20 protein-coding genes and 1 riboswitch are annotated in these 23,070 nt (G+C 58.0%); of the genes, 13 read left to right on the top strand and 7 right to left on the bottom strand.

Annotated elements, in window-relative coordinates; translation table 11 throughout:
* Window positions 1-464: ABC transporter substrate-binding protein (locus tag V7Q41_RS12100; RefSeq protein ID WP_333846131.1), on the bottom strand; the 464-nt coding region annotated here is incomplete at its 3' end.
* Between the two features lie 100 nt (window positions 465-564).
* Here V7Q41_RS12100 and corA point away from each other — a divergent pair.
* Entirely contained in the window at window positions 565-1,530 is a 966-nt protein-coding gene (gene corA, locus V7Q41_RS12095; RefSeq protein ID WP_333846129.1) for a magnesium/cobalt transporter CorA, read from the top strand.
* A gap of 95 nt (window positions 1,531-1,625) precedes the next feature.
* On the opposite strand, the gene V7Q41_RS12090 is transcribed toward corA, so the two are convergent.
* The 3 genes from V7Q41_RS12090 to recQ all read right to left on the bottom strand — a co-directional run bounded on the left by V7Q41_RS12090 (window position 1,626) and on the right by recQ (window position 5,884).
* Window positions 1,626-3,464 carry a phosphoenolpyruvate carboxykinase (GTP) gene (locus V7Q41_RS12090; protein WP_333846128.1) on the bottom strand — a complete coding sequence of 613 codons (1,839 nt, stop codon included), beginning with the start codon at window positions 3,462-3,464 and terminating at the stop codon, window positions 1,626-1,628.
* 300 nt (window positions 3,465-3,764) lie between these two features.
* Window positions 3,765-3,902: a hypothetical protein gene (locus V7Q41_RS12085; protein WP_333846127.1), complete on the bottom strand. Its 138-nt coding sequence runs from the start codon at window positions 3,900-3,902 to the stop codon at window positions 3,765-3,767.
* An 86-nt stretch (window positions 3,903-3,988) separates the two neighbouring features.
* On the bottom strand, window positions 3,989-5,884 hold the full coding sequence (gene recQ / locus V7Q41_RS12080; RefSeq protein ID WP_442918861.1) for a DNA helicase RecQ: 1,896 nt from the start codon (window positions 5,882-5,884) through the stop codon (window positions 3,989-3,991).
* A 165-nt stretch (window positions 5,885-6,049) separates the two neighbouring features.
* Here recQ and V7Q41_RS12075 point away from each other — a divergent pair, with 165 nt between their 5' ends.
* The 7 genes from V7Q41_RS12075 (at window position 6,050) to V7Q41_RS12045 (ending at window position 14,564) form a co-directional block, all read left to right on the top strand.
* Complete coding sequence (locus V7Q41_RS12075; protein WP_333846124.1) at window positions 6,050-7,009, top strand: hypothetical protein; 960 nt, start codon at window positions 6,050-6,052, stop codon at window positions 7,007-7,009.
* A gap of 55 nt (window positions 7,010-7,064) precedes the next feature.
* Window positions 7,065-8,141 (top strand): homocysteine S-methyltransferase family protein, encoded by a 1,077-nt coding sequence (locus V7Q41_RS12070; RefSeq protein ID WP_333846123.1) that lies wholly within the window; start codon window positions 7,065-7,067, stop codon window positions 8,139-8,141.
* Between the two features lie 315 nt (window positions 8,142-8,456).
* Window positions 8,457-9,758, top strand: a complete 1,302-nt coding sequence (locus V7Q41_RS12065) for an amidase (protein ID WP_333846122.1) — start codon at window positions 8,457-8,459, stop codon at window positions 9,756-9,758.
* 139 nt (window positions 9,759-9,897) lie between these two features.
* Window positions 9,898-10,314, top strand: coding sequence for an OsmC family protein (locus V7Q41_RS12060; protein WP_333846121.1), 417 nt, complete (start codon window positions 9,898-9,900; stop codon window positions 10,312-10,314).
* 77 nt (window positions 10,315-10,391) lie between these two features.
* Window positions 10,392-10,485: riboswitch (S-adenosyl-L-homocysteine riboswitch) on the top strand.
* A gap of 49 nt (window positions 10,486-10,534) precedes the next feature.
* On the top strand, window positions 10,535-13,258 hold the full coding sequence (metH, locus tag V7Q41_RS12055) for a methionine synthase (protein ID WP_442918862.1): 2,724 nt from the start codon (window positions 10,535-10,537) through the stop codon (window positions 13,256-13,258).
* Window positions 13,259-13,467: 209 nt separating this feature from the next.
* Window positions 13,468-14,193: a DUF692 domain-containing protein gene (locus V7Q41_RS12050; protein WP_333846119.1), complete on the top strand. Its 726-nt coding sequence runs from the start codon at window positions 13,468-13,470 to the stop codon at window positions 14,191-14,193.
* Entirely contained in the window at window positions 14,187-14,564 is a 378-nt protein-coding gene (locus tag V7Q41_RS12045) for an HvfC/BufC family peptide modification chaperone (protein ID WP_333846118.1), read from the top strand. The genes V7Q41_RS12050 and V7Q41_RS12045 overlap by 7 nt, the downstream gene beginning before the upstream one ends.
* A gap of 20 nt (window positions 14,565-14,584) precedes the next feature.
* On the opposite strand, the gene V7Q41_RS12040 is transcribed toward V7Q41_RS12045, so the two are convergent.
* Window positions 14,585-16,156 carry a YifB family Mg chelatase-like AAA ATPase gene (locus V7Q41_RS12040; RefSeq protein ID WP_333846117.1) on the bottom strand — a complete coding sequence of 524 codons (1,572 nt, stop codon included), beginning with the start codon at window positions 16,154-16,156 and terminating at the stop codon, window positions 14,585-14,587.
* 210 nt (window positions 16,157-16,366) lie between these two features.
* Here V7Q41_RS12040 and V7Q41_RS12035 point away from each other — a divergent pair, with 210 nt between their 5' ends.
* From V7Q41_RS12035 to glcF, 5 genes are all read left to right on the top strand, one after another.
* Window positions 16,367-17,149, top strand: coding sequence for a TorF family putative porin (locus V7Q41_RS12035; protein ID WP_333846116.1), 783 nt, complete (start codon window positions 16,367-16,369; stop codon window positions 17,147-17,149).
* A gap of 30 nt (window positions 17,150-17,179) precedes the next feature.
* Complete coding sequence (locus V7Q41_RS12030) at window positions 17,180-17,518, top strand: P-II family nitrogen regulator (protein ID WP_333846114.1); 339 nt, start codon at window positions 17,180-17,182, stop codon at window positions 17,516-17,518.
* Window positions 17,519-17,532: 14 nt separating this feature from the next.
* The gene (gene amt, locus V7Q41_RS12025) at window positions 17,533-19,002 is read left to right on the top strand and encodes an ammonium transporter (RefSeq protein ID WP_333846113.1); all 1,470 of its coding nucleotides are present in this window, start codon (window positions 17,533-17,535) and stop codon (window positions 19,000-19,002) included.
* A 186-nt stretch (window positions 19,003-19,188) separates the two neighbouring features.
* Window positions 19,189-20,394, top strand: a complete 1,206-nt coding sequence (glcE, locus tag V7Q41_RS12020; RefSeq protein ID WP_333846112.1) for a glycolate oxidase subunit GlcE — start codon at window positions 19,189-19,191, stop codon at window positions 20,392-20,394.
* Window positions 20,395-20,409: 15 nt separating this feature from the next.
* Window positions 20,410-21,666, top strand: a complete 1,257-nt coding sequence (glcF, locus tag V7Q41_RS12015; protein WP_333846111.1) for a glycolate oxidase subunit GlcF — start codon at window positions 20,410-20,412, stop codon at window positions 21,664-21,666.
* Here the strand turns inward: glcF and V7Q41_RS12010 are convergent, their stop codons facing one another.
* Window positions 21,667-22,152 (bottom strand): glutathione peroxidase, encoded by a 486-nt coding sequence (locus V7Q41_RS12010; RefSeq protein ID WP_333846110.1) that lies wholly within the window; start codon window positions 22,150-22,152, stop codon window positions 21,667-21,669.
* Window positions 22,149-23,063, bottom strand: coding sequence for a DMT family transporter (locus V7Q41_RS12005; RefSeq protein ID WP_333846109.1), 915 nt, complete (start codon window positions 23,061-23,063; stop codon window positions 22,149-22,151). Before V7Q41_RS12005 ends, V7Q41_RS12010 begins: the two co-directional genes overlap by 4 nt.
* Window positions 23,064-23,070: the final 7 nt, after the last annotated feature.

The following is a 23,070-nucleotide window of genomic DNA, read 5'->3' as shown; positions in this document are numbered from 1 at the left end:
GCCACTTGCATGTAGGTGCTGGCGCGCAGGCGGTAGGTGTAGCGGTTGCCGTTTTGCCAGACCATTTTGTCGGTCAGCGGTTCGCCCGCAAGAAAGAACACCTTGCGTTGCTTGGCAAAGTCACCCAGCGCCAACCCAATGTGCGACAGGAAAGCGCCTGCGAGCACATCCACTTTCTCGCGGCTCAGCAGCTCTTCGGCGGCACGCACCGCGTCGCCAGGCGAGGCGTTGTCGTCACGCGTGATGAGCAGCAGTTGTTTGCCGTTGACCCCGCCTGCGGCATTGATTTCTTCCACCGCCAGTTCCATGCCCTTTTTGTAGGGGTCAAGAAAGGCAGGCTGGGCTTTGTAGCTGTTGATCTCGCCAATCTTGATGACGTTTTGGCTGAGTGCGGGCAGCGTCGCGAGACTCAGTGTGAGGGTGAGTGCCGCGGTGCGCAAGGTGTTGGCAAGGCAGAGGTTCATATCAGCTCTAGAGGATGCATAAAACGCGATTGTCTTGCAAACAAGGCGTCACCTTATAGTCGTGGGTAATTACTTTTTATCGCTTCCAAGGGTTGCCCACATGCTTGTCAATTGCGTGGCTTATCAACAGGGCCAAAAATTAGCGGATATTGCGATTGCCGATATCAGCGATTGGTTGGCAAAACCTGACTGTTTCATTTGGGTTGCTTTGCGCGATGCGTCGCCCGCTGAGCTGGCACAAATGCAGGAAGAGTTCGACCTGCACCCTTTGGCGGTCGAAGATGCCTCGCGGGGTCACCAGCGCCCCAAAATTGAAGAGTACGGCGACATTGTTTTTGTGGTTATGCACCTGTTGGAAATGCAGCAAGACGCGGTGCACGTGGGCGAAGTGGCGGTGTTTGTGGGCCTTAATTTTGTGTTGTCTGTGCGAAACGGCAGTCAGCAAAACTTCCTAGGCGTGCGTGAGCGTTGTGAGCGCGAACCCGAATTGCTCAAGCAGGGCGCAGCTTTCGTGGCCTATGCCCTGATGGACGTGGTGGTGGACCGCTATTTCCCCTTGGTCGAAGCGATAGAGGCGGACTTGGAAGAAGTCGAAGATCAAATTTTTGAGCGTGGCTCGGCCCGCTGGAACATCGAGCGGCTCTATGCCCTCAAGCACAGAAGCTCCACCGTGCGCCACGCCGTGGTGCCGTTGCTGGAGGTGCTTGGCAAACTGCACGGCGGGCGCGTGCCAGCGGTGTGCCAAGCCAGCCAAGCGTACTTTCGGGATGTGCACGACCACTTGGCGCGCATCAACAGCGCGATCGATGCGGTGCGCGACACCATCGCCACGGCGATTCAGGTCAACCTGTCTTTGGTCACCATTGAAGAGTCCGAGGTCACCAAGCGCCTGGCGGCTTGGGCGGCCATCTTTGCCGTCTCCACCGCGTTGGCAGGCATCTGGGGCATGAACTTTGAAGTGATGCCCGAGTTGAAGTGGACTTATGGCTACCCCATGGCGTTGGGCATCATTGGCTCGACGGCCGCTTTCTTGTATTGGCGTTTTCGCAAGCGCGGGTGGTTGTAGATTCAAGGGTGCAAACAAAAGCCCCGCCAGCTTGGCAGCTTGCGGGGCTTTTTGTTTTTGACACGCCGCTTTTAAGGCGTGTCATTCGTGGCGTTTTATGCCTCTAGACGCGCGGCCAAAGCGGCTTTGGTCGTCGTCATTTCAGCAGGCAAGTGGTAGGCCAGTTGCGTGAAGAGCTCTTCGTGCAGTTTCAACTCAGCCACCCACGCTGCTTTGTCGATGCTGGTAACGGTCTTGAATTGCTCGGCCGTGAAGTTCAAGCCCGTCCAGTTGATTTCTTCGTAGGTGGGGCTCACGCCGAACACGTTTTCTTTGCCGTGGGCTTGGCCTTCGATGCGGTCAATCATCCACTTCAACACGCGCATGTTTTCGCCGTAGCCTGGCCACACAAATTTGCCGTCGTCGCCTTTGCGGAACCAGTTGACGCAGTAAATGGAAGGCACTTTGGCGCCGCCCGCTTTGAGCTTGTCGCCCATGTTGAGCCAGTGCTGGAAGTAGTCGCTCATGTTGTAGCCCATGAAAGGCAACATGGCAAAGGGGTCGCGGCGCACCACGCCCTGTTGGCCAGCAGCGGCAGCGGTGGTCTCCGAGCCCATGGTGGCAGCCATGTAGACACCCTCAGTCCAGTTGCGTGCTTCGGTCACCAAAGGCACGGTGGTGGAGCGACGGCCACCGAAGATGAACGCGTCAATGGCCACGCCGTTGGCATCGTCCCATTGGCTGTCGAGCGCGGGGTTGTTGGTGGCAGCCACGGTGAAGCGGGCGTTGGGGTGAGCCGCTTTGGCGCCAGTTTCTTTGGCAATGGTGGGGGTCCAGTCTTTGCCTTGCCAGTCGATCAAGTGGTCTGGCAATTGGCCGCTGTCTTTTTCCATGCCTTCCCACCACACGTCACCGTCGTCGGTCAACGCGACGTTGGTGTAGATGACGTTTTTGTCCAAGCTGGCCATGCAGTTGGGGTTGGTGTGGAAGTTGGTGCCAGGCGCCACACCAAAGTAGCCAGCCTCTGGGTTGATGGCGTACAACTTGCCGTCGGCGTTGGGCTTGATCCACGCAATGTCGTCACCGATGGTGGTGACTTTCCAGCCGTCGAAGCCTTCAGGCGGCACGAGCATAGAGAAGTTGGTTTTGCCGCAAGCGCTGGGGAAGGCGGCTGCGACGTGGTACTTTTTGCCTTGCGGGTTGGTCACGCCCAAGATGAGCATGTGCTCGGCCAACCATCCTTGGTCGCGCCCCATGTTGGATGCGATGCGCAAGGCAAAGCACTTTTTGCCTAACAACGCATTGCCGCCGTAGCCTGAGCCGTAAGACCAAATCTCGCGCGTCTCTGGGTAGTGCACGATGTATTTGGTTTTGTTGCATGGCCAGGTCACGTCGGCTTGGCCTTCAGTGAGAGGCGCACCGACGGTATGCACGCAAGGCACGTAGTGACCGTCTGTGCCGATGACGTCGTACACGGCTTTGCCCATGCGGGTCATGATTTTTTGGCTCACAGCCACATACGGGCTATCAGACAGCTCAATGCCGACGTGGGCAATGTGTGAGCCCATGGGGCCCATGCTGAAGGGCACCACATACATGGTGCGGCCCTTCATGCAGCCATCAAACAAGGGGTGCAAGGTGGCGCGCATCTCGGCGGGGGCCATCCAGTTGTTGGTGGGGCCTGCGTTCTCTTTTTGCTCAGAGCAGATGTAGGTGCGGTCTTCCACGCGGGCCACGTCGGTGGGATCAGACCAAGCCAAATAAGAGTTGGGGCGTTTGGCAGGGTTGAGCTTTTTGAAGGTGCCGTGGTCGACCAGCTGTTGGCACAAGCGGTCGTACTCTTCTTGGCTGCCATCACACCAGTAGATGGTGTCTGGCTTGCACAAGGCGGCCATTTCACCAACCCAAGCAATGAGTTTGGGATTTTTTACATACGCGGGTGCGTGGATGTTCATGGAAAGCTCCTAAGTCAAAAAATTGAGGCCAGCGTCTAGCCTTTGAATAAAGTGCGAGGCGCTGACCTCAATTCATTGCTGTTTTCCTATAACAGCGGGATGGCTATTTTATGAAACTCTGCCTTGGTGCAGGCTTGCAAAAACCCTAAGAGTTACTTGCAAAGGCCTAAAAGCATTACTTTTCAACTGGTTTTCTGTAACTTATAGGGTTTGGCTGAGTAAGAAGTTACAAAGAAAAAGCGCCTGAAGAGGCGCTTTTTGGAGGGTCAAGGGCAACGAAACGTCGGCCAAGCCGGTGGTTCAGGCCATGAACATGGCAATGAAAATCATCAGAAACATCAAAACGCCACCCACGACGGGCAGCACGATGGGCATCATGGGCACGATGGATTCGACGACGTCTTGCTCGGTGCTGTGTTCTGGTTTGTGGTCGGACATGGGGGAATTCCTCTGGATAGATAAACTGACCTGAATTCTAGGGGAAATGAGAAGCCCTATGAATTGACACAACTGACGCAAGTCATCTAGCCCGTCAGAGCCACAACGCGCAGCACCTCGTCACCGTAGGCTTCTAATTTTTTGACGCCTATGCCAGCAATGCCTTGAAGCGCTTGCAAATCTTGTGGCTCGGCTTGTGCAATGGCGGCCAAGGTGGCGTCATGAAAGATGACATAGGCCGGCAGATTGTGCGACTTGGCCACCTCGGCCCGCCAAGCTTTGAGGGCGTTGTAGCGTTGCTGGCCTGCATCGTCCAGCGCCATGGGTGCGGGTTTGGCGCTGCTGCTGACCCCCTTGGCCCTTCGGTCGCCTTTGCGGTCTGCGGGGGCCGACACCGATGCCCGCAGCCGCACCGACACATCCCCTTTGAGCACCGCACGTGAGGCTTGGGTCAAATACAAGGTGTTGAAGGCTTGTGCGTCCACACCCAATGCACCCAAGGCAATCAGCTGGCGCAACACGCCGCGCAGCTGTACCTCGCTGAAATGCGCGCCTATGCCAAAGGTGCTGAGCTTGTCGTGGCTGTATTGGAGGACCTTCTCAGTGGCTTTGCCGCGCAAGATGTCCATCATGTGGCCCGCGCCAAACGACATGCCGCTTTGCTGCTTGACGCGGTAGATGGTGGACAGCAGCATGCGGGCGGCTTGTGTGCCGTCCCAAATTTCTGGTGGTTGCAGACAGTTGTCGCAATTTGCGCATGTGAGCCTGACTTGCCCATCTTCAGGCGCGTAGGTCTCATCAAAGTAGCCCAGCAGCCGGACCCGGCGACAGTCGGTCGCCTCCGCCAAGGCCAGCAGCGCGTCTAGCTTGCCACGCATGGCTTGTTTGAAGTCTTCGGCGGCGGGGCTTTCGTCAATCATGCGGCGTTGGTTCACCACGTCGTTCAGGCCGTAGGCCATCCACGCATGGGCAGCTTGACCGTCGCGGCCGCCACGCCCGGTTTCTTGGTAATAGCCTTCGATGTTTTTGGGCATGTCCAAGTGCGCCACAAAGCGCACATCGGGCTTGTCAATGCCCATGCCAAACGCGATGGTGGCCACCATCACCAAGCCTTCTTCACGCAAAAAACGGTTCTGGTGCTTTTGGCGAATGGCCCCATCCAGTCCCGCGTGATAGGGCAAGGCGGCAATGCCTGCGTCGCACAACTGCTTGGCCACTTCTTCCACCCGTTTGCGCGATTGGCAGTAGACGATGCCGCTGTCTTGTCCATAGGGGCCGGCGTGTTCGCGCTGAATAAAACGCAACAGCTGCAGCGTGGCGTCTTTTTTCTCGACGATGGTGTAGCGAATGTTCGGGCGATCAAAGCTGCTGACGAATTGTTGCGCGTCTTCGAGTTGCAAACGCTCGACGATGTCGGCGCGTGTCAGCGCATCAGCGGTGGCGGTGAGCGCCATGCGCGGCACACCGGCGTAGCGTTCGTGCAGCACGGTGAGCGCTCGGTACTCGGGGCGAAAGTCATGGCCCCATTGGCTCACGCAGTGCGCTTCATCAATGGCAAACAGGCTCAGATGGCCTTGCGCATGCAGTGCATCGAGTTGCGCCAAAAACCGAGGCGTGGTGACGCGCTCCGGCGCGGCATACAGCAGGGTGATGTCGCCACGGCGCAAACGTTGCTCGACTGCGTTGGCCTCTTCGCCGCTGAGGCTGGAGTTTAAAAACGCGGCTTCCACACCGGCTTCGTGCAGCGCACCCACTTGGTCATGCATGAGCGCGATGAGCGGCGACACCACGATGGTGATGCCGTGTCCCGCACGCTGGCGTGCAATGGCAGGAATTTGGTAACACAGCGATTTGCCACCGCCCGTGGGCATGAGCACCAGCGCATCGCCGCCACCACACACGTGGTTGACAATGGCCTCTTGCGGACCGCGAAACGCGTTGTAACCAAAAACCTCGCGCAAGATGCTCAACGGAGAGGGCAAAACTGAAACCTGTGACAGACAAAGAGCAGGCATTGTCCCCCATTGGATTCAGCACAATGTGCGTGCCGCTCTCACATCGCGCGCATCCGCAGCCCGATCGGCGAGAGAGGTCACAATTGCCCTTCAAAATCACGCACCACACCTCCAACACTTAGAACGTCGCCCATGATGAAAACCACCCTGCTTCGCGCTTGTTTAGCCTTTGGCCTTTGTCTCTCCTTGTCGGTTGTCAATGCGCAGCAGGCGTTTTCGTTCGTGGCCTTGGGCGACTTGCCTTATGGCTCACCAGAAAAAGCGTTTGGCCCCTACCGCGCATTGATCGATCGCATCAACCAAGTAGGGCCCGATTTTTCGATCCATGTGGGTGATTTCAAATCGGGCTCGACCCGCTGCAGCGACGAGGAGTTTGCCAACCAACGTGAACACTTTCAGCGCTTCAAAGGCGCGCTGGTGTACACCCCTGGCGACAATGAGTGGACCGATTGCCACCGAGCCAACAACGGTGCGTATGACCCGCTCGAGCGTTTGGCCGCTTTGCGTCAAGGTTTTTTCAAGCCTGGACAGTCGCTCGGCAGCCAGCCCCTGCGCGTGCAAAGCCAAGCCCAGCGCATGCCAGCCTTTGCCGCCTATGTGGAAAACCTGCGTTGGCAGCACCAAGGCGTGCAGTTCAACACCGTGCACATCGTGGGCAGCAACAACAACTTTGAGCCGCGCGACGCTGCCGCGAGCCGAGAGTTTTATGAACGCGATGGCGCCAACATTGCATGGATTCAGTCGGCCTTTGCAGAAGCCGCTGCGCAAAATCCCAGCTTGATCGTGTTTGCGTTTCAAGCCGATGTGTTTGACTCCAAAAGCATCTACGAAGACTTTCCCGGCTGGTCTGGTTTTCGCAAAAGTGTGGGCGAAACTTTGTTGCCCTTGGCGCAGCGCTGGGGCAAGCCGGTGTTGGTCATTCACGGCGACAGCCACCAGTTCAAGTTGGACCAACCCTTTAGTTTGAACCGCCAGCCTTTGTCTAATATCACGCGCTTGATCGTGCCGGGTGCCTCCGATGTGCGTGCGGTCAAAGTGACGGTGCAGCCAGGTGCAGCCCTGGCGTTTGAGCTGATTTCGACAGCGCCTTGATGGGGCTATCCGCGAGTCGCTGACTGCCGATTCGCCGCACTTCTACAATCGTGGTATGAAAGTTCCTGCCTATACCCGCGCCCAAGCGCTGCCCGACATTTTGAAACACCGCATCGCCATCCTTGACGGCGCGATGGGCACCATGATTCAGCGCTTCAAGCTCGACGAAGCCCAATACCGAGGTGCCGGCTACACGGGGCCAGGCGCACAGCGCGAGCGTTTCAAAGACTTCCACAAAGACGTCAAGGGCAACAACGAATTGCTCAGCCTCACCCGGCCCGATGTGATTCGAGACATCCACGAGCGCTACCTCGCTGCGGGCGCTGACCTGATAGAGACCAACACCTTTGGCGCCACCACCATCGCGCAAGCTGACTACGACATGGCGGATTTGGCCTACGAGATGAATCTGGCCTCAGCCCGCATCGCCCGTGCCGCATGCGACAAATACAGCACACCCGACAAGCCGCGTTTTGTGGCTGGTGCATTAGGGCCCACGCCCAAGACCGCCAGCATCAGTCCCGATGTGAACGACGCGGGCGCGCGCAATGTGAACTTTGAAGAACTGCGTGCCGCGTATCACGACCAAGTCAAAGCCTTGGTTGAGGGCGGCTCAGATGTGCTGCTGGTGGAAACCATTTTTGACACACTCAACGCCAAAGCGGCGTTGTTTGCAATTGAAGAATTCTTTGAAGCCTCGGGCGAGCGCTTGCCCCTCATCATCAGCGGCACGGTGACAGACGCTTCGGGCCGCATCTTGAGCGGCCAAACCGTGACGGCTTTTTGGCACAGCGTGCGCCATGCTCAGCCGCTGGCCATTGGCCTGAACTGCGCCTTGGGCGCCACTTTGATGCGCCCCTACATCCAAGAGCTCAACAAAGTCGCGGGTGACACCTTTATCAGCTGCTACCCCAATGCGGGCCTGCCCAATCCCATGAGCGACACCGGCTTTGACGAAACACCTGAGGTGACCAGCCGCTTGTTGCACGAGTTTGCGGCCGAAGGTTGGGTCAACATTGTGGGCGGCTGCTGCGGCACCACGCCCGAGCACATCGCGGCCATTGGCAACGTGGTGGCGGATCAAAAAGCGCGCGCCCTCAGCGCGGGGCCTTTTTATCGCGAAGCGGCGTGACCGCATATCACTGCGGCTGAACGTCGGCCCTAGCAGGACGGGCCTTTAAAAAATCCCCTGCATCAACTCTTGCTGAAGTCAAACAGCCCTTTACTGCGCTCAGGCGTCGTCAAAGCAAAGCCTGTGGGGCCCAAGTTCAGAAAATACTGGCGCACCATCTGTATGAGGATTTTGACAAACTGAGGTTTGGAGGGTCCGTAGATGTCCGCTCTGCACCGTAGGGTTGAAGGCAAAGACCCGCGAACGCCCATGACTGCGGCGGATCGCCAGCCATAGCAAAATGGGACTTTGTTTTTTTGTAACGGAGACCCGCCCATGCACAAGCCCCCCCTCAGCGCCTGCGAGGCTGCCCAGCAACTGGCCCAACGCACGTTGCGAGCCGAAGACTTGGTGCACGATTGCCTAGAACGCATCGACGCCCGCGAGCCAGAAGTGCAAGCCTGGACCCATGTGGCGCGTGAAGCCGCCTTGGCCAGAGCCAAGGCCTTGGACCAAGGGGCGCATCAAGGCCTGTTGCATGGGCTGCCCATTGGCGTGAAAGACCTCATCGACACGGTTGACATGCCCACCTCGTATGGCTCGTCCGTGTATGCCGACCATCAACCCGCGAGCGATGCCAGCTGCGTGGCTTTAGCACGTGCCGCTGGCGCGGTGGTGATGGGCAAAACCGTGACCACCGAGTTCGCCACCTTCCAGCCCAACCAAACCCGTAACCCACGCAACCTGGCGCACACACCAGGGGGCTCGTCTTCTGGCTCGGCTGCTGCGGTGGCAGACGGCATGGTGCCGCTGGCGCTGGGCTCACAAACGGCGGGCTCGCTGTCTCGGCCCGCTGCTTACTGTGGTGTGGTGGCCTTCAAGCCCAGCTTTGGCGGCATCAACCGCGCGGGCGCCAAGCCCTTGTCAGATACCTTGGACACCTTGGGCACCTTGGCCCGCGACGTGCCCGATGCGGCTTTGTTTGCGGCGGCCCTGAGCGGGCGGACCTCATGGCTGGTGCGACCACTGGGCCAGCACCTGTCTCGTCCATTGCGTGTGGGCTTGTGTCGCAGCTATGAGTGGGAGCAGGCCTTGCCCGAAACCCAAGCGGCCATGCAACATGCGGCGGCTTGTGTTCAAGCCAACAGCGCCATGACGCTACGCGACGTGCTGCTGCCTGTGGACTACCAACAGTTGGCGCGCGCGCAAACCGCCATTCAACTTTCAGACCAAGCACAGTCATTTGCTTTTGAGCGCTTGAACCATTGGGCGCAACTCAGCCCACGTTTGCAGGGCATCATGCAGGCGGGTTTGGCGGTGACGCTTGAGCAATACGACCAAGCGCACGCGTGGGTGACGCGCTGCCGGGCGCAATTGGCAGAGGTGTTTCAAGACGTCGATGTGCTGCTGACCCCTAGCGCACCGGGCGCAGCCCCGCTGGGGCTAGAGAACACAGGCGACCCCGTGTTTTGCCGCATTTGGACGGTGTTGCACACGCCCACGGTCAACATCCCTGCAGGCTTTGCGCCCAACGGCATGCCTGTGGGCTTGCAGGTGGTGGGTGCGGTGGGCGCGGACGGGCTGACATTGGCTGCGGCCCACGCCCTGCATGTTGGTTTGGGTGTTTCTGAGCCTTGATGGATCAAGGACCGACCACCCGATCAACTTGCAAACTTAGCTTGCACTCACGTTGTCATGCAAGAGGCAATCACACAGCTTTTCAAAGCTATAGTTATGATAAAAGTTTTAGTCGTTTAACTTTAGAAAGGCAACACAAATGACCATGCGCACCTCCTCTGCAGTCTGGCAAGGCACACTCAAAGAAGGCTCCGGCACCATGAAACTGGCCAGCGGAACCTACGAAGGCCCATTCACTTTTGCTTCACGTTTCGAATCGGGCAAGGGCACGAACCCAGAAGAATTAATCGGTGCTGCGCATGCGGGTTGCTACGCCATGTTCTTGTCCGCGTTGTTAAGCAATGAGGGATTTGTTCCCAAGAAAATCGCCACGACTGCCACCGTCCACCTGACCGAAGGGCCCACCATCAGCTTGATAGAGCTCACCTGTGAAGCTGAAATACCGGGCATCAGTGCGCAAGCTTTTCAGACGCAGGCGTTGGCGGCTAAGGTCGGGTGCCCCGTCTCCAAGCTTTTGGCAGGCGCAGAAATTCGTCTAGAAGCCAAGCTGGTCTAAGTCGACCCGCTCCTCAGAACAAAACGCAGGACGGTGGGGCAATCCATGCGCATGCGTCTGAGCGGTTAAAATAAATCCACCCCAAGGAGCGTTGCAGCTTCACCCGTCCTTTGAGGACTTGCGCGTGAAGTCAGGCTTGGGGCGAATTTTTTGCAACGACGCTCACCTGTTATGTCAGCCCCCAGGTGAGTACCCCATGAATTCCACTGCCATTTCCCCCATGAAGTTGTCGGGTCTTGAACCCGTCTCCATTGGCATGGGCTCGCTGTTTGTCAACGTTGGCGAACGCACCAACGTCACTGGTTCCAAAGCCTTTGCGCGCATGATTTTGAATGGCGAATACGAGCAGGCTTTGGCGGTCGCACGCCAGCAAGTGGAAAACGGCGCGCAGATCATCGACGTCAACATGGACGAAGCCATGCTCGACAGCCAAGCGGCCATGGTGCGCTTTTTGAACCTCATGGCCGGCGAGCCCGACATCGCGCGGGTACCCGTGATGGTGGACTCATCCAAATGGTCCGTCATCGAAGCCGGCTTGCGTTGCATCCAAGGCAAGGGAATCGTCAACTCCATCAGCATGAAAGAAGGCTTGGACGAGTTCAAGCGCCAGGCTACTTTGGTCAAGCGCTACGGCGCAGCCGCAGTGGTGATGGCGTTTGACGAAAAAGGCCAGGCCGACACCTACGCCCGCAAGGTTGAAATTTGCGAACGCGCTTACCGCGTCTTGGTGGACGAGGTGGGCTTTCCACCTGAAGACATCATCTTCGACCCGAACATTTTTGCGATTGCCACGGGCATTGAAGAGCACGACAACTACGCGGTGGACTTCATCAACGCCACGCGCTGGATCAAACAAAATTTGCCGGGAGCGAAGGTCAGCGGCGGTGTGTCCAACGTGAGTTTTTCATTTCGGGGCAACGACCCGGTGCGTGAAGCCATCCACACCGTGTTTTTGTACCACGCCATCCAAGCGGGCATGGACATGGGCATCGTCAACGCCGGTATGGTGGGCGTTTACGACGACCTCGAACCCATTTTGCGCGAGCGCGTGGAAGATGTGGTGCTCAACCGTGCGCCCCAATACAAAGAAGGCGAAGCACACCTCACCCCAGGCGAGCGTCTGATTGAAGTGGCCGAAACCGCCAAAGGCGCGGCCAAAGACGACAGCCACAAACTCGCCTGGCGCGGCACACCTGATTCGCCTGTGGGCGTGGCGCAGCGCCTAAGCCATTCGCTGGTGCACGGCATCACCGACTTCATCAACGACGACACCGAAGAGGCTTACCGCGAGATTTTGGCAAAAGCCGGCCGCCCCTTGCACGTGATTGAAGGCCCGTTGATGGACGGCATGAATGTGGTGGGTGACTTGTTTGGTCAGGGCAAGATGTTTTTGCCGCAGGTAGTCAAAAGTGCTCGTGTGATGAAGCAGGCGGTGGCGCATTTGCTGCCCTACATCGAAGCCGAAAAACTCGCCCAAGAAGCGGCGGGAGAAGACGTCAAAGCCAAGGGCAAGATCGTGATTGCGACCGTCAAAGGCGATGTGCACGACATCGGCAAAAACATTGTCACGGTGGTTTTGCAGTGCAACAACTTCGAGGTGGTGAACATGGGCGTGATGGTGCCCTGCCACGAAATTTTGGCTAAAGCCAAGGAAGAAAACGCGGACATCATTGGCCTCTCAGGGCTGATCACGCCGAGCTTGGAGGAGATGCAGTACGTGGCCGCAGAGATGGAAAAAGATGTGTATTTCCGCGAGCGCCAAATGCCGCTGCTGATTGGTGGTGCCACATGCAGCCGCGTGCACACCGCCGTCAAGATTGCGCCGCATTACAGCGGCCCCGTGGTCTATGTGCCCGATGCTTCGCGCAGCGTGGGCGTGGCGCAAGGCTTGCTGTCGGAACTTGCTGCCAAATACATTGCTGATTTGAATGCCGACTATGACAAGGTGCGTGAGCAGCACGCCAACAAAAAACAAACGCCGCTGCTCAACTTGGCCCAAGCACGCGCCAATGCCATGCAGCTCAGCTTTGACAACTACCAACCCGCCAAGCCTAAATTCATTGGCCGTCGCGTGTTCAAAAATTTTGACCTCGCCGAGCTAGAAAAATACATCGACTGGGCACCCTTCTTTCAAACTTGGGATTTGGCAGGACCCTTTCCAGCCATTTTGGAAGATGAGGTCGTTGGCGTGGAAGCTAAAAAAGTGTTTGCAGACGGACAAGCGATGTTGAAAAAAATCATCGCCAACCGTTGGCTCTCTGCCAACGCTGTGGTGGGCTTGTATCCTGCCCAGCGCGTGGGCGACGACATTGTTTTGTATGCCGATGAAACCCGCCAACAACAGGTGATGACTTGGTATGGCTTGCGCCAACAAACCGTCAAGCCAAACCACAATCCCAACCGTTGCTTGTCCGACTTTGTGGCTGACCAAACCCAGGCCGCTGACTACGTAGGCCTTTTTGCCGTGACCACAGGCTTGGGCGCAGACAAGCAAGAAAAACGCTTCATCGATGCGCACGACGATTACTCGGCCATTTTGTTCAAAGCTTTGGCCGATCGCTTGGCCGAAGCCTTTGCCGAGTGCATGCACCACCGCGTGCGCACCGATTTGTGGGGCTACGCCCCGGACGAAGCCTTGAGCAACGCAGACCTGATACAAGAAAAATACCAAGGCATTCGTCCTGCGCCCGGCTATCCCGCCTGCCCCGACCACAGTGCCAAGCAAGACATGTTTGCACTGCTGCAATGCGATGACATCGACATGGGCTTGACCACCAGCTTGGCCATGACACCCGCCGCGAGCGTGAGTGGTTTTTATTTGGCGCATCCGGCTGCGACCTACTTCAATGTGGGTCGCATAGGTGACGACCAAGTGCATGATTTGGCAGAGCGCCGGGGCGTTGTTGTGAAAGACTTGGCGCGCTTACTGGCGCCTCATCTGTAAGAGCACTGACTCACTCTCAAGGCCCGCCAAGTGCGGGCCTTTTCTTTGTGTGACCACAAACAAATTTGACTTTTGCTTTATTAGTGTTTGAGCTTAGGGGCTATAAATCACAAAGTCGTTTATTCGCAAGTTCATTTACTCATGTTCTCCGTGGGGTTGACGAATCAGACGCAGAGGCCAATGTTTGGCTGACTCTTCGATAGGCATCTATGAAACATCACACCCTTCACGGCATGGGTTTGGCATTAAGCCCGGCCTTTTTAACAACTTTGAAAAGCGCAGTTCCCGCGCACGTGCATTTTTTAGAACTCACCCCACCCGACTGGGTGGGTCGCTGTGGCCAAGTGCAGGCAAATTTAAAGCAACTCACCCAGCGCTACGTTGGCGTGTGCTTGAGCCAAAGCCTATCGTTGGGCGGGCCAGGTCAGCTAGACAAAAACGTGCTGCGTGATTTGAGAGCCTTCATGGCAGAACACAACATTCGGGTATTTTCAGAAGCCTTGTCTTGGAGCGCAGACGACGCGCCTTTGTTCATCAACTTGCCTATTCCCAGCACGCGCGCAGCGGTGTCTTGGACGGTGAGCCGCATCGCGCAGGTGCAAGACGCCTTGGGTTTGCGCATTGGCATTCGCAACGTGGCGCATCGCATGCGGCCACTGCAAGTGGAAATGAACGAGGCCCAGTTCATCAGCGCGGTGGTGGACAAAGCAGGTTGTAGCTTGCACTTGGACTTGCATGAATTGGCCGCGCATGGTTTGCGCTTTGGTTTTGATCCCCTCGCGTACTTGCAAGCGCTGCCATTGGCCAGCATCGACTACGTGCGTGTGGGCCAAGATGACGCCTTGCTGCGCGAAGTTCTGGCGCGCACCCACCGCCGCGTGGCGCGATGTGTGGGCGATATGAAGCAACTCAATGAGGAGGCTTTGACATGTTGAACGATTTGCGCCAAGCCCAATTTGCGCTCGCACGCCACTTGCGCGATCCTTTGAACGCACCACTACCAGAAGGCGTGAACCCGGCCGAAGCCAACGCGTGTTTGCAAGCCATGGCCGACCACGTGTGCGACATCTTGGTGCCTGCGTTTCCCGTGACGCGTGCCGCCTTGGGCGACGATCTGTGGCGCCTGACCGTGCGTTTGTTTCTCAAAGACGCATGCTGCCATATGCCTTGGACCACAGCGGTGCAGCGTTCGTTTGTAGACCATCTTTGCGCCAGCGCAGAGATGCATCAATGGCCAGCTTGGCTCAAAGAGGTGGCCCATGTCGAGTGGTTGCAAACCACGCGCAGCGCTGCACCGCAGGACTGATCCGTTGGGTACCCCGCTCTTTAGGGATTGACCAAGACGCGCCTGTACTGCAACGCTTCGGCCACATGCGCCACTTGCACCGTCGCGCTGTCGGCCAAGTCTGCAATGGTGCGCGCCACGCGCAGCGCGCGGTGGGTGCTGCGGCTGGACCAGCCCAGTTTGGTGGCGGCGTGTTGTAAAAACGTGGCTGCTGCCGCATCGAGATGCATGTGCGCCTCGAGGGCTTGCCCCTGCAAACCTTGGTTGCTTGTGCCTTGTCTTGCCTGCGCTTTCGCATGTGCGGCCAAACATCGAGCGCGTACGGTGGCGGTGGACTCACCCGGCGCGCTTTGCATCAACACTTGGGTGGCGAGCGTGGGCACTTCCACCTGCAAGTCGATGCGGTCTAACAACGGGCCACTGAGCTTGCCTTGGTAGCGCGCCACTTGGTCGGGTGTGCAGCGACAGGTTTTCAGCGTCGAGCCGAGATAGCCACACGGGCAGGGGTTCATCGCCGCGATCAGCTGGAAACGCGCAGGAAACTTGGCCTGCGAGGCTGCGCGTGAGATGGTGATGTGGCCGTTCTCTAAAGGCTCACGCAAGGCTTCGAGTGCGCTGCGCTTGACCTCAGCCAGCTCGTCTAAAAACAGCACGCCGTTGTGTGCCAAAGAGATTTCACCAGGACGCGGCGGCGTGCCGCCACCCACCAGCGCGACCGATGTGGCGGTGTGGTGCGGGCTGCGGGTGGGCCGTTGCATCCACTGGTTCAATTCAAAGCGGCCCGCTAAGCTCGCGATGGCAGCGCTTTCTAATGACTCATCCAAACTCATGTCGGGCAGCAGGGCGGCAAAGCGCTGCGCCAGCATGGACTTGCCGGTGCCGGGCGGACCGACCAACAACAGAGAGTGTCCACCCGCTGCTGCAATCTCTAGCGCGCGGCGAGGGCCTGCTTGGCCTTTGACATCGGCCAAGTCGGGGCCATGTGTCTGGTTTGCTTGGGTCCATGTTGGCGCGTCAATGCGGCACCAGCCGTCCGTGGTGTGTACTTTGTTCGTGGTGGCTTCTTCGCGTAGGGCCACCAAGCCCTTCACCGCGGGCTTGGCAAAGTGCGCCACCACATCGCTCAGGTGTTGGGCGCGGTACACCTCGGCGGTGGGAACCAAGGCCGCCTCCTGCGCGCTGATGGGGGGTAACACCAAACGTGTGCGCACCCCCGCGCCGCGCACCGCCAGGCCCATGGCTAGCGCGCCTCGCACGGGCCGCAATTCGCCTGACAGCGATAACTCGCCCGCAAACTCATGCAAGGCCAAAGCGGCCTCGTCCAACTGGCCGTTGGCCGCCAAAATGCCCAAAGCAATAGGCAGATCAAAACGGCCCGAATCTTTGGGTAGATCGGCTGGGGCAAGGTTGACGGTGATTCTCTTGTTTGTCGGAAAGTCCAGCCCCGTGTTTTGAATAGCGCAGCGCACGCGCTCGCGGGCCTCTTTGACCTCGGTGTCTGCCAAGCCCACCAAAGTGAAACTGGGTAAACCGTTTGCCAAATGCACCTCCACCGTCACGGCGGGTGCCTGAAGGCCGAGCAGGGCTCGGCTGTGAATGAGCGCAAGCGTCATGAATATTCTCTTTTTGAAGACCTATCCCCAATGCGGGGCACGTAACACAAAGTTATGCACCAAGACTGTGCGTCAAAATGGCTTGGTAGCCAGACTACCGCATCACTTTGGGTCATTGTTCATGTTGTGAGAGCACTTTTGTGAAGAAACACATTGGCACGGACCCTGCTAAGTAGGTGTGTCACTCTTTATTTTTCAACGGAGAAAACCATGAACATCAAATCAAAAATTTTGCTGGCCCTCTTGGCCACTTCTTCTGCAGCGTTTGCGCAAACTGCGCCTGCGGCCCCAGAAGTCACTTACAACGTGGGTGTTTTCAGCGAGTACCGTTACCGCGGCATTGGCCAGACCAAGGGCGACCCAGCGCTGCAAGGCGGCATTGACTATGCCAATGCCAATGGCTTTTATTTAGGCGCTTGGGCTTCGACCATCAAGTGGATCAAAGATGCCGCCCTAGAGTCAGGCAACGCGACTGCCAAACAAGCCAAAGGCCCAGTTGAGTTGGATGTGTACGGCGGCTACAAGTTTGAGGCCGGTGGTCTGGCTTATGACGTGGGTTACTTGCGCTATGCATACCTCGACAACACTTACAAAAATGCATCCTCAGCCAACGTGAACGCCAACACGGACGAAGTTTATGGCGCAGCAACTTTCGGCCCAATCACTCTGAAGTATTCACAAGCCATCTCTAATCTGTTTGGCTATTCAAACAGCAAAGGCAGCAATTACTTGGACCTGAGCGCGACATTTGATTTGGGCAATGGTTATAGCTTGGTTCCGCACGCTGGGCGCCAAAGCATCAAGAACGCAAACAGCATTTACGGCTACAGCGACTTCTCGCTCACGTTGAACAAAGACTTGGGTGATGGTTTGACTGCCAGTTTGGCCGCCATCAAAACAACGGGATCCGACAAGCTCTTCAAAGATCTCTCATCGACTGGCTACAACGCAGCCAAAGATGTTGTCGTCGTTGGCGTTAAGTACGCGTTCTAAACCAACGCATCGTCTTCTCTAGGAGCAACCATGAAACTCATCACCGCCATCATCAAGCCGTTCAAGTTGGATGAGGTCCGCGAGGCCTTGTCTCAAATTGGCGTGCAAGGTATCACTGTTACTGAAGTCAAAGGTTTTGGCCGTCAAAAAGGCCATACCGAGTTGTATCGCGGCGCTGAGTACGTGGTTGACTTCTTGCCCAAGGTCAAGATCGAAGCCGCTGTGGACGCTGAACACGTCGAGCGCGCGATCGAAGCCATCGAAGGTTCTGCACGGACTGGAAAAATCGGCGACGGCAAGATTTTTGTTTTTGACCTCGAACAAGTCGTCCGCATTCGCACCGGTGAAACCGGCGTGGAAGCGCTTTAAGAAAGAAGACCATCATGAAAAAATTTCTCGCCTCATTGGCCCTTGGGTTTGGCCTGCTGCTCAGCGGCGCTGCTGCCACGGCACAAACTGCCCCTGTTGCCGACGTCAAAGTCACTGCGCCTGCTGCAGCCCCCGCTGCGGCAGCTCCAGCTGCCGAAGCCGCACCTGCGCCCGTGCCCAACAAAGGTGATACGGCCTTTATGACGATTTCTACGGTGTTGGTCATCTTGATGACCATCCCAGGCTTGGCTTTGTTCTACGGCGGTTTGGTTCGCAGCAAGAACATGCTGTCTGTGCTGATGCAAGTCTTTGTGGTCAGCTCGCTGGTCTACGTGTTGTGGGTCATCTACGGCTACAGCGTGGCGTTCAGCGGCGGTTCACCTTTCTTTGGCGGCTTTGACAAGTTGTTCATGCAAGGCATCACGCCCGATTCGATTGCTGCCACGTTCAGCAAAGGTGTGGTGATTCCTGAGTTCACGTTCGCGGCTTTCCAAGCCACCTTCGCGGCCATCACTTGCGCTTTGATCGTGGGTGCATTTGCTGAGCGTGTGCGTTTCTCGGCGGTGTTGTTGTTCTGCGGTATTTGGTTCACCTTCAGCTACTTGCCAGTGGCCCACATGGTTTGGTATTGGGACGGTCCTGACGCCATCACCGACGCTGCCACATTGGAAACAGTGACGGCTGCTGCGGGTTGGTTGTGGGCCAAGGGCGCCTTGGACTTCGCGGGCGGCACGGTGGTGCACATCAACGCTGCTGTGGCAGGTTTGGTAGGTGCTTATGTGATCGGCAAGCGTACGGGCTACGGCAAAGAATCCATGGCGCCACACAGCTTGACCTTGACCATGGTCGGTGCCTCTTTGTTGTGGGTGGGTTGGTTCGGTTTCAACGCTGGCTCTAACCTCGAGGCCAACGGTGTTGCTGCACTGGCTTTCGTGAACACACTGGTGGCCACGGCTGCTGCTACCTTGGCTTGGATTGCCGGTGAAGCGCTGGCCAAAGGCAAAGCCTCGATGTTGGGCGCTGCTTCGGGTGCGGTGGCGGGTTTGGTGGCCATCACCCCAGCCTGCGGTTTCGTGGGCCCCATGGGTGCCATCGTGATCGGTGCAGCAGGCGGCTTCCTCTGCTTGTGGGGTGTGAACGGTCTGAAACGCCTGCTGGGCGCTGACGACTCACTGGATGTGTTTGGTGTGCACGGGGTGGGCGGCATTGTGGGTGCGTTGTTGACGGGCGTGTTTGCTGCGCCTTCGCTCGGCGGCACGGGCATCTTTGATTACGTGGCCAACGCGGCCAGCGCTGACTACTCGATCGCTGGTCAAGTCTTGATCCAATTCGAAGCGGTGATCACCACCATTGTTTGGTCAGGCGTGGTCTCCTACATTGGCTTCAAAGTGGTGGACATGATGGTGGGCCTGCGTGTGACGGAAGAAGAAGAGCGCGAAGGCCTGGACATCAGCGCACACGGCGAAACGGCCTACCACCGTTAATTTTTTCAAGCGTTTCAAGTTTTCCTTGAACTTCACAGCCCGCACCTGAGTCATCAGGGCGGGCTTTTTTGTGGGCAGGTGTTGCGCGCTTGGCTTGCCGCCCGCGTTGCAGGCTGCACAGATTTTTGATCGAGTTGTGCAAAAAATTCAAAACGTCCATCTGGCCCAGCGACTACCATGTTGGCCATGCAAGACACCCTAGCGCATTTCACGGACCGTATTCTCCAAGCCTCCCAATCCGGTCAGCCCTTGCGTTTACGCGGTGGCGGCACCAAAGATTTTTTGGGCCAAGCCCTGCAAGGCGAGGTGTTGGACACCACCGCCTACAGCGGCATCTTGAGCTATGAACCCAGCGAGTTGGTCATCACTGTGCGCTGCGGCACGCCCTTGGCGGAGGTCGAGGCAGCGTTGGCCGACAAGGGCCAAAGCTTTGCCTTCGAGCCGCCGCACTTTCGTGCAAGCCGGCGCGACACCCTAGGCAAGCCGCCGCACTTGGGTGCGGATGCCACGATCGGCGGCATGGTCGCCGCAGGCCTCAGCGGCCCAGCGCGTGCCAGTGTGGGCACGGTGCGTGACTTTGTGTTGGGCGCACGCGTGATCAACGGCAAAGGTGAACACCTCACCTTTGGCGGCCAAGTGATGAAAAATGTGGCGGGTTACGACGTGTCGCGTTTGTTGGCTGGCAGTTGGGGCCAGTTGGGCCTGATCACCGAGGTGTCATTGAAGGTCTTGCCTGTTGCACCTGGCGAAGCCACCTTGGTGTGTGCAGGGCTTAGCCAAGCGCTGGCGTTGAAGCTCATCAACCAGTGGGGCGGTCAGCCGCTGCCACTCAATGCCAGCGCGTGGGTGCACGACAGCACCGTCATGCCAGCGCAAGACTATTTCTTTGTGCGCCTGCGCGGTGCCGTGGCTGCGGTGGACGCGGCCATCGTCAAGATGAGCATAGAGGTCAAAGCCCTGGGCGCCCAAGTGAGCATTTTGGACCGCGCACAAGCCGCTGCCGACTGGCAAGCCAGCACGGAACAAACCTTGGACTTTTTCCACGCGCCCACCGACCAAGACTGCTTGTGGCGGCTCAGCGTGCCACAAACCGCGCCGGTGTTAGATGTGCGCGTGAACGGCGCTGTCTGTGCCCAGTACATCGAATGGCACGGCGCGCAGCGCTGGCTATGGGCACCAGCCGCACATGCTGCACACGTGCGCGAAGCGGCGGTCAAGGCAGGGGGCCACGCCACCTTGTTTCGCACCAGCTCGGCCAGCCAGAAAACCCTGGGCGATGTGGACAAGCAAGCGGGCGTGTACACCCCGCTCAACGCGGTGCAACAACGGATTCAAAACGAACTCAAACAACAGTTTGATCCAGCGGGCATCTTCAACCCCGGTCGCGCTTAAAAGACAAATCCCCACATGCAAACCAACCTGGCCCCTCAATACGTCGGCACGCCCGAAGGCGAAGCCGCTGAAGCTATTTTGCGCAAGTGCGTGCACTGCGGTTTTTGCACCGCCACTTGCCCCACCTACCAGCTGCTGGGTGATGAGCTAGACGGCCCGCGCGGCCGCATTTATTTGATCAAGCAAGTCTTTGAGGGTGCCACCCCCACGCGCAAAACACAGCAGCACCTGGACCGCTGTCTCACCTGCCGCAGCTGCGAAAGCACTTGCCCCAGCGGCGTGCAATATGGCCACTTGGTAGACGTGGGCCGCCAAGTGGTGGATGCCCAAGTGCCGCGCCCCATGGGCGAGCGCCTGTTGCGTTGGGCCTTGAAAGAAGGCTTGCCCTCGCCGCTGTTTGGCCCCGCCATGAAACTGGGCCAAGCCGTTCGTGAGGTATTGCCCGCCGCCCTCCAAGCCAAAGTGCCTGCACCACAAATTGCATCACGCAACGGCGTGGTGTGGCCCACCCAAACGCACGCCCGCAAGGTCTTGATGCTTGCGGGCTGTGTGCAGCCCGCCATGTTGCCCAACATCAACACCGCCACGGCACGTGTGTTGAATGCAGCAGGCATTCAAACCCTCGTCGCGCCCAAGGCGGGTTGCTGCGGCGCGGTGAAATTTCACTTGAACGACCAAGACGGTGGCAAGGCGCACATGCGCGCCAACATCGACGCATGGTGGCCCTTTGTTGAGCCAGGCGGTTCATACGAAGTCGAGGCCATCGTGATGAACGCCTCAGGCTGCGGTGTGATGGTCAAAGACTACGGCCATGTGCTCAAAGACGATGCCGTGTATGCAGCCAAAGCCCAGCGCATCAGCGAACTCACGAAAGACTTGAGTGAGTTGTTGCCCGAGTTGGTGCCCGTGCTCAAGCCTCAGTTGAAAGCGCAAGTGCTCGCCAACGCAGGCATGCAAGCTTTCCACCCGCCCTGCACCTTGCAGCATGGCCAACAGCTCAAAGGCGGTGTTGAAAAGCATTTGGCCGATTTGGGCTTTGCCATCCAAGTGGCCAACACTGAAGCGCATTTGTGCTGCGGCTCAGCGGGCACTTACAGTGTGCTCAACCCCGGCATCAGCACCACCTTGCGCGACCGCAAGTTGGGCCACTTAGATGCACTGAAACCTAAAGCGATCTTGAGTGCCAACGTGGGCTGCATCACCCACTTGCAAAGCGGCACGGATGTGCCGGTGAGGCACTGGGTGGAAGTGCTGGATGAGGCGTTGAACTGATCAAGCGGCTAAGGCCGCTTCAATATCACCCGTCAATTTGGCGGGCGCATCGATAGACGCATAGCGCTTGATCACATGGCCGTCTTTGCCCACCAAAAACTTGGTGAAGTTCCACTTGATGGCCTCGCTGCCCAGCATGCCAGGTGCTTCGGCCTTGAGCCACTTGAACAAAGGGTGGGCCTGGTCGCCATTGACCTCCACTTTTTCCATCATCGTAAAACTCACGCCGTAGTTTCGCTGGCAAAACGCGCCAATCTCGGCATTGGTGCCCGAGTCTTGTGCGCCAAACTGGTTGCAAGGAAAACCAATCACGGCCAAGCCTTGTGCGCCGTAGGTTTTGTGCAGGGCTTCTAAGCCTTCAAATTGCGGCGTGAAGCCACACGCACTGGCGGTGTTGACAATCAACACCACCTTGCCTTGCAGCTTGGCAAACGCCGCAGGTGTGCCGTCAATGTGGGAGGCGGTGAAGTCGGTCAATGCGGTCATGGTGTGGTGTCTTTCGAGGTGTGGGATTGAGAGGCCAGCAGCGCCGCCAGCACAATCATGCCGCCACCTAGGCCGATGCGCCAGCTCAGCGCCGATGCCCCTAGTGCCACAGAGGACACGCTGGCAAACACCACCTCTGACATCATCACCATGGCGGTGGTGTGCGCGCTCAACCGTGCGGCGCCATATTGCAGGCTGAAGTTGGATACCAAAAAGGCCACGCTCAGGCCCACTAGATAAGGCGCCCACGTGGTGGCTTGTGCCAAGGACGCATCACTCAGCCATGCCATGGCAGCCGACGCACCCAAGCCATCTGCCCATGGCACCAAGGCACACGCCAACGCCATGCATGCACCCCCACCAAACATGGCCATCATGCGCGCGGACTCGGGTGTGTGCTGCAGCCTCAGCAACCAGATGTTGGTGAGTGCAAAGCAAAAGCCCGCCAGTAACGCCAAGATGTCTGGCAAGTCTTGCGGCAGCGGCCAGGGGGATTCGGGTGCTTTGAGTACCAGCACCACACCGAGTAGCGCAAGTCCCAAGCGCGCCAACGCACCCCGTGTAGGCCGATCGCCCAACAGCCACCAAGCCAGCAGCAGCGACCAAGTCGGCATGAGATAAAACAGCAACACCACGCGCACCACATCGCCCGTGGTGACAGCCCAGTTAAAACCCACATTGGTCAGGCCTGAGGCTGCCATGAGCCACCAAAGTTGCGGGTATTGCTTGAAGTGCCCCCAGCCCGACGGGCGGACGAGTGTCAGCACCAAGGTGGCCAAGGTGAACACGCAAGCGGTGGACCACAGGGGGTGCAAGCCGTTTGCGTCGAGCTGGCGCAATGGCCACCAAGACAGGCCCCATACCAAGGCATTCAGCGCCAGGGCCAACACAGCCAGCATGGGGCTTGTCATGTGAGGC

The sequence above is a fragment of the Limnohabitans sp. genome, assembly GCF_036804465.1.
Classification (GTDB): Bacteria; Pseudomonadota; Gammaproteobacteria; order Burkholderiales; family Burkholderiaceae_C; genus Limnohabitans.
This window is presented reverse-complemented; position numbering and strand designations above follow the sequence as displayed.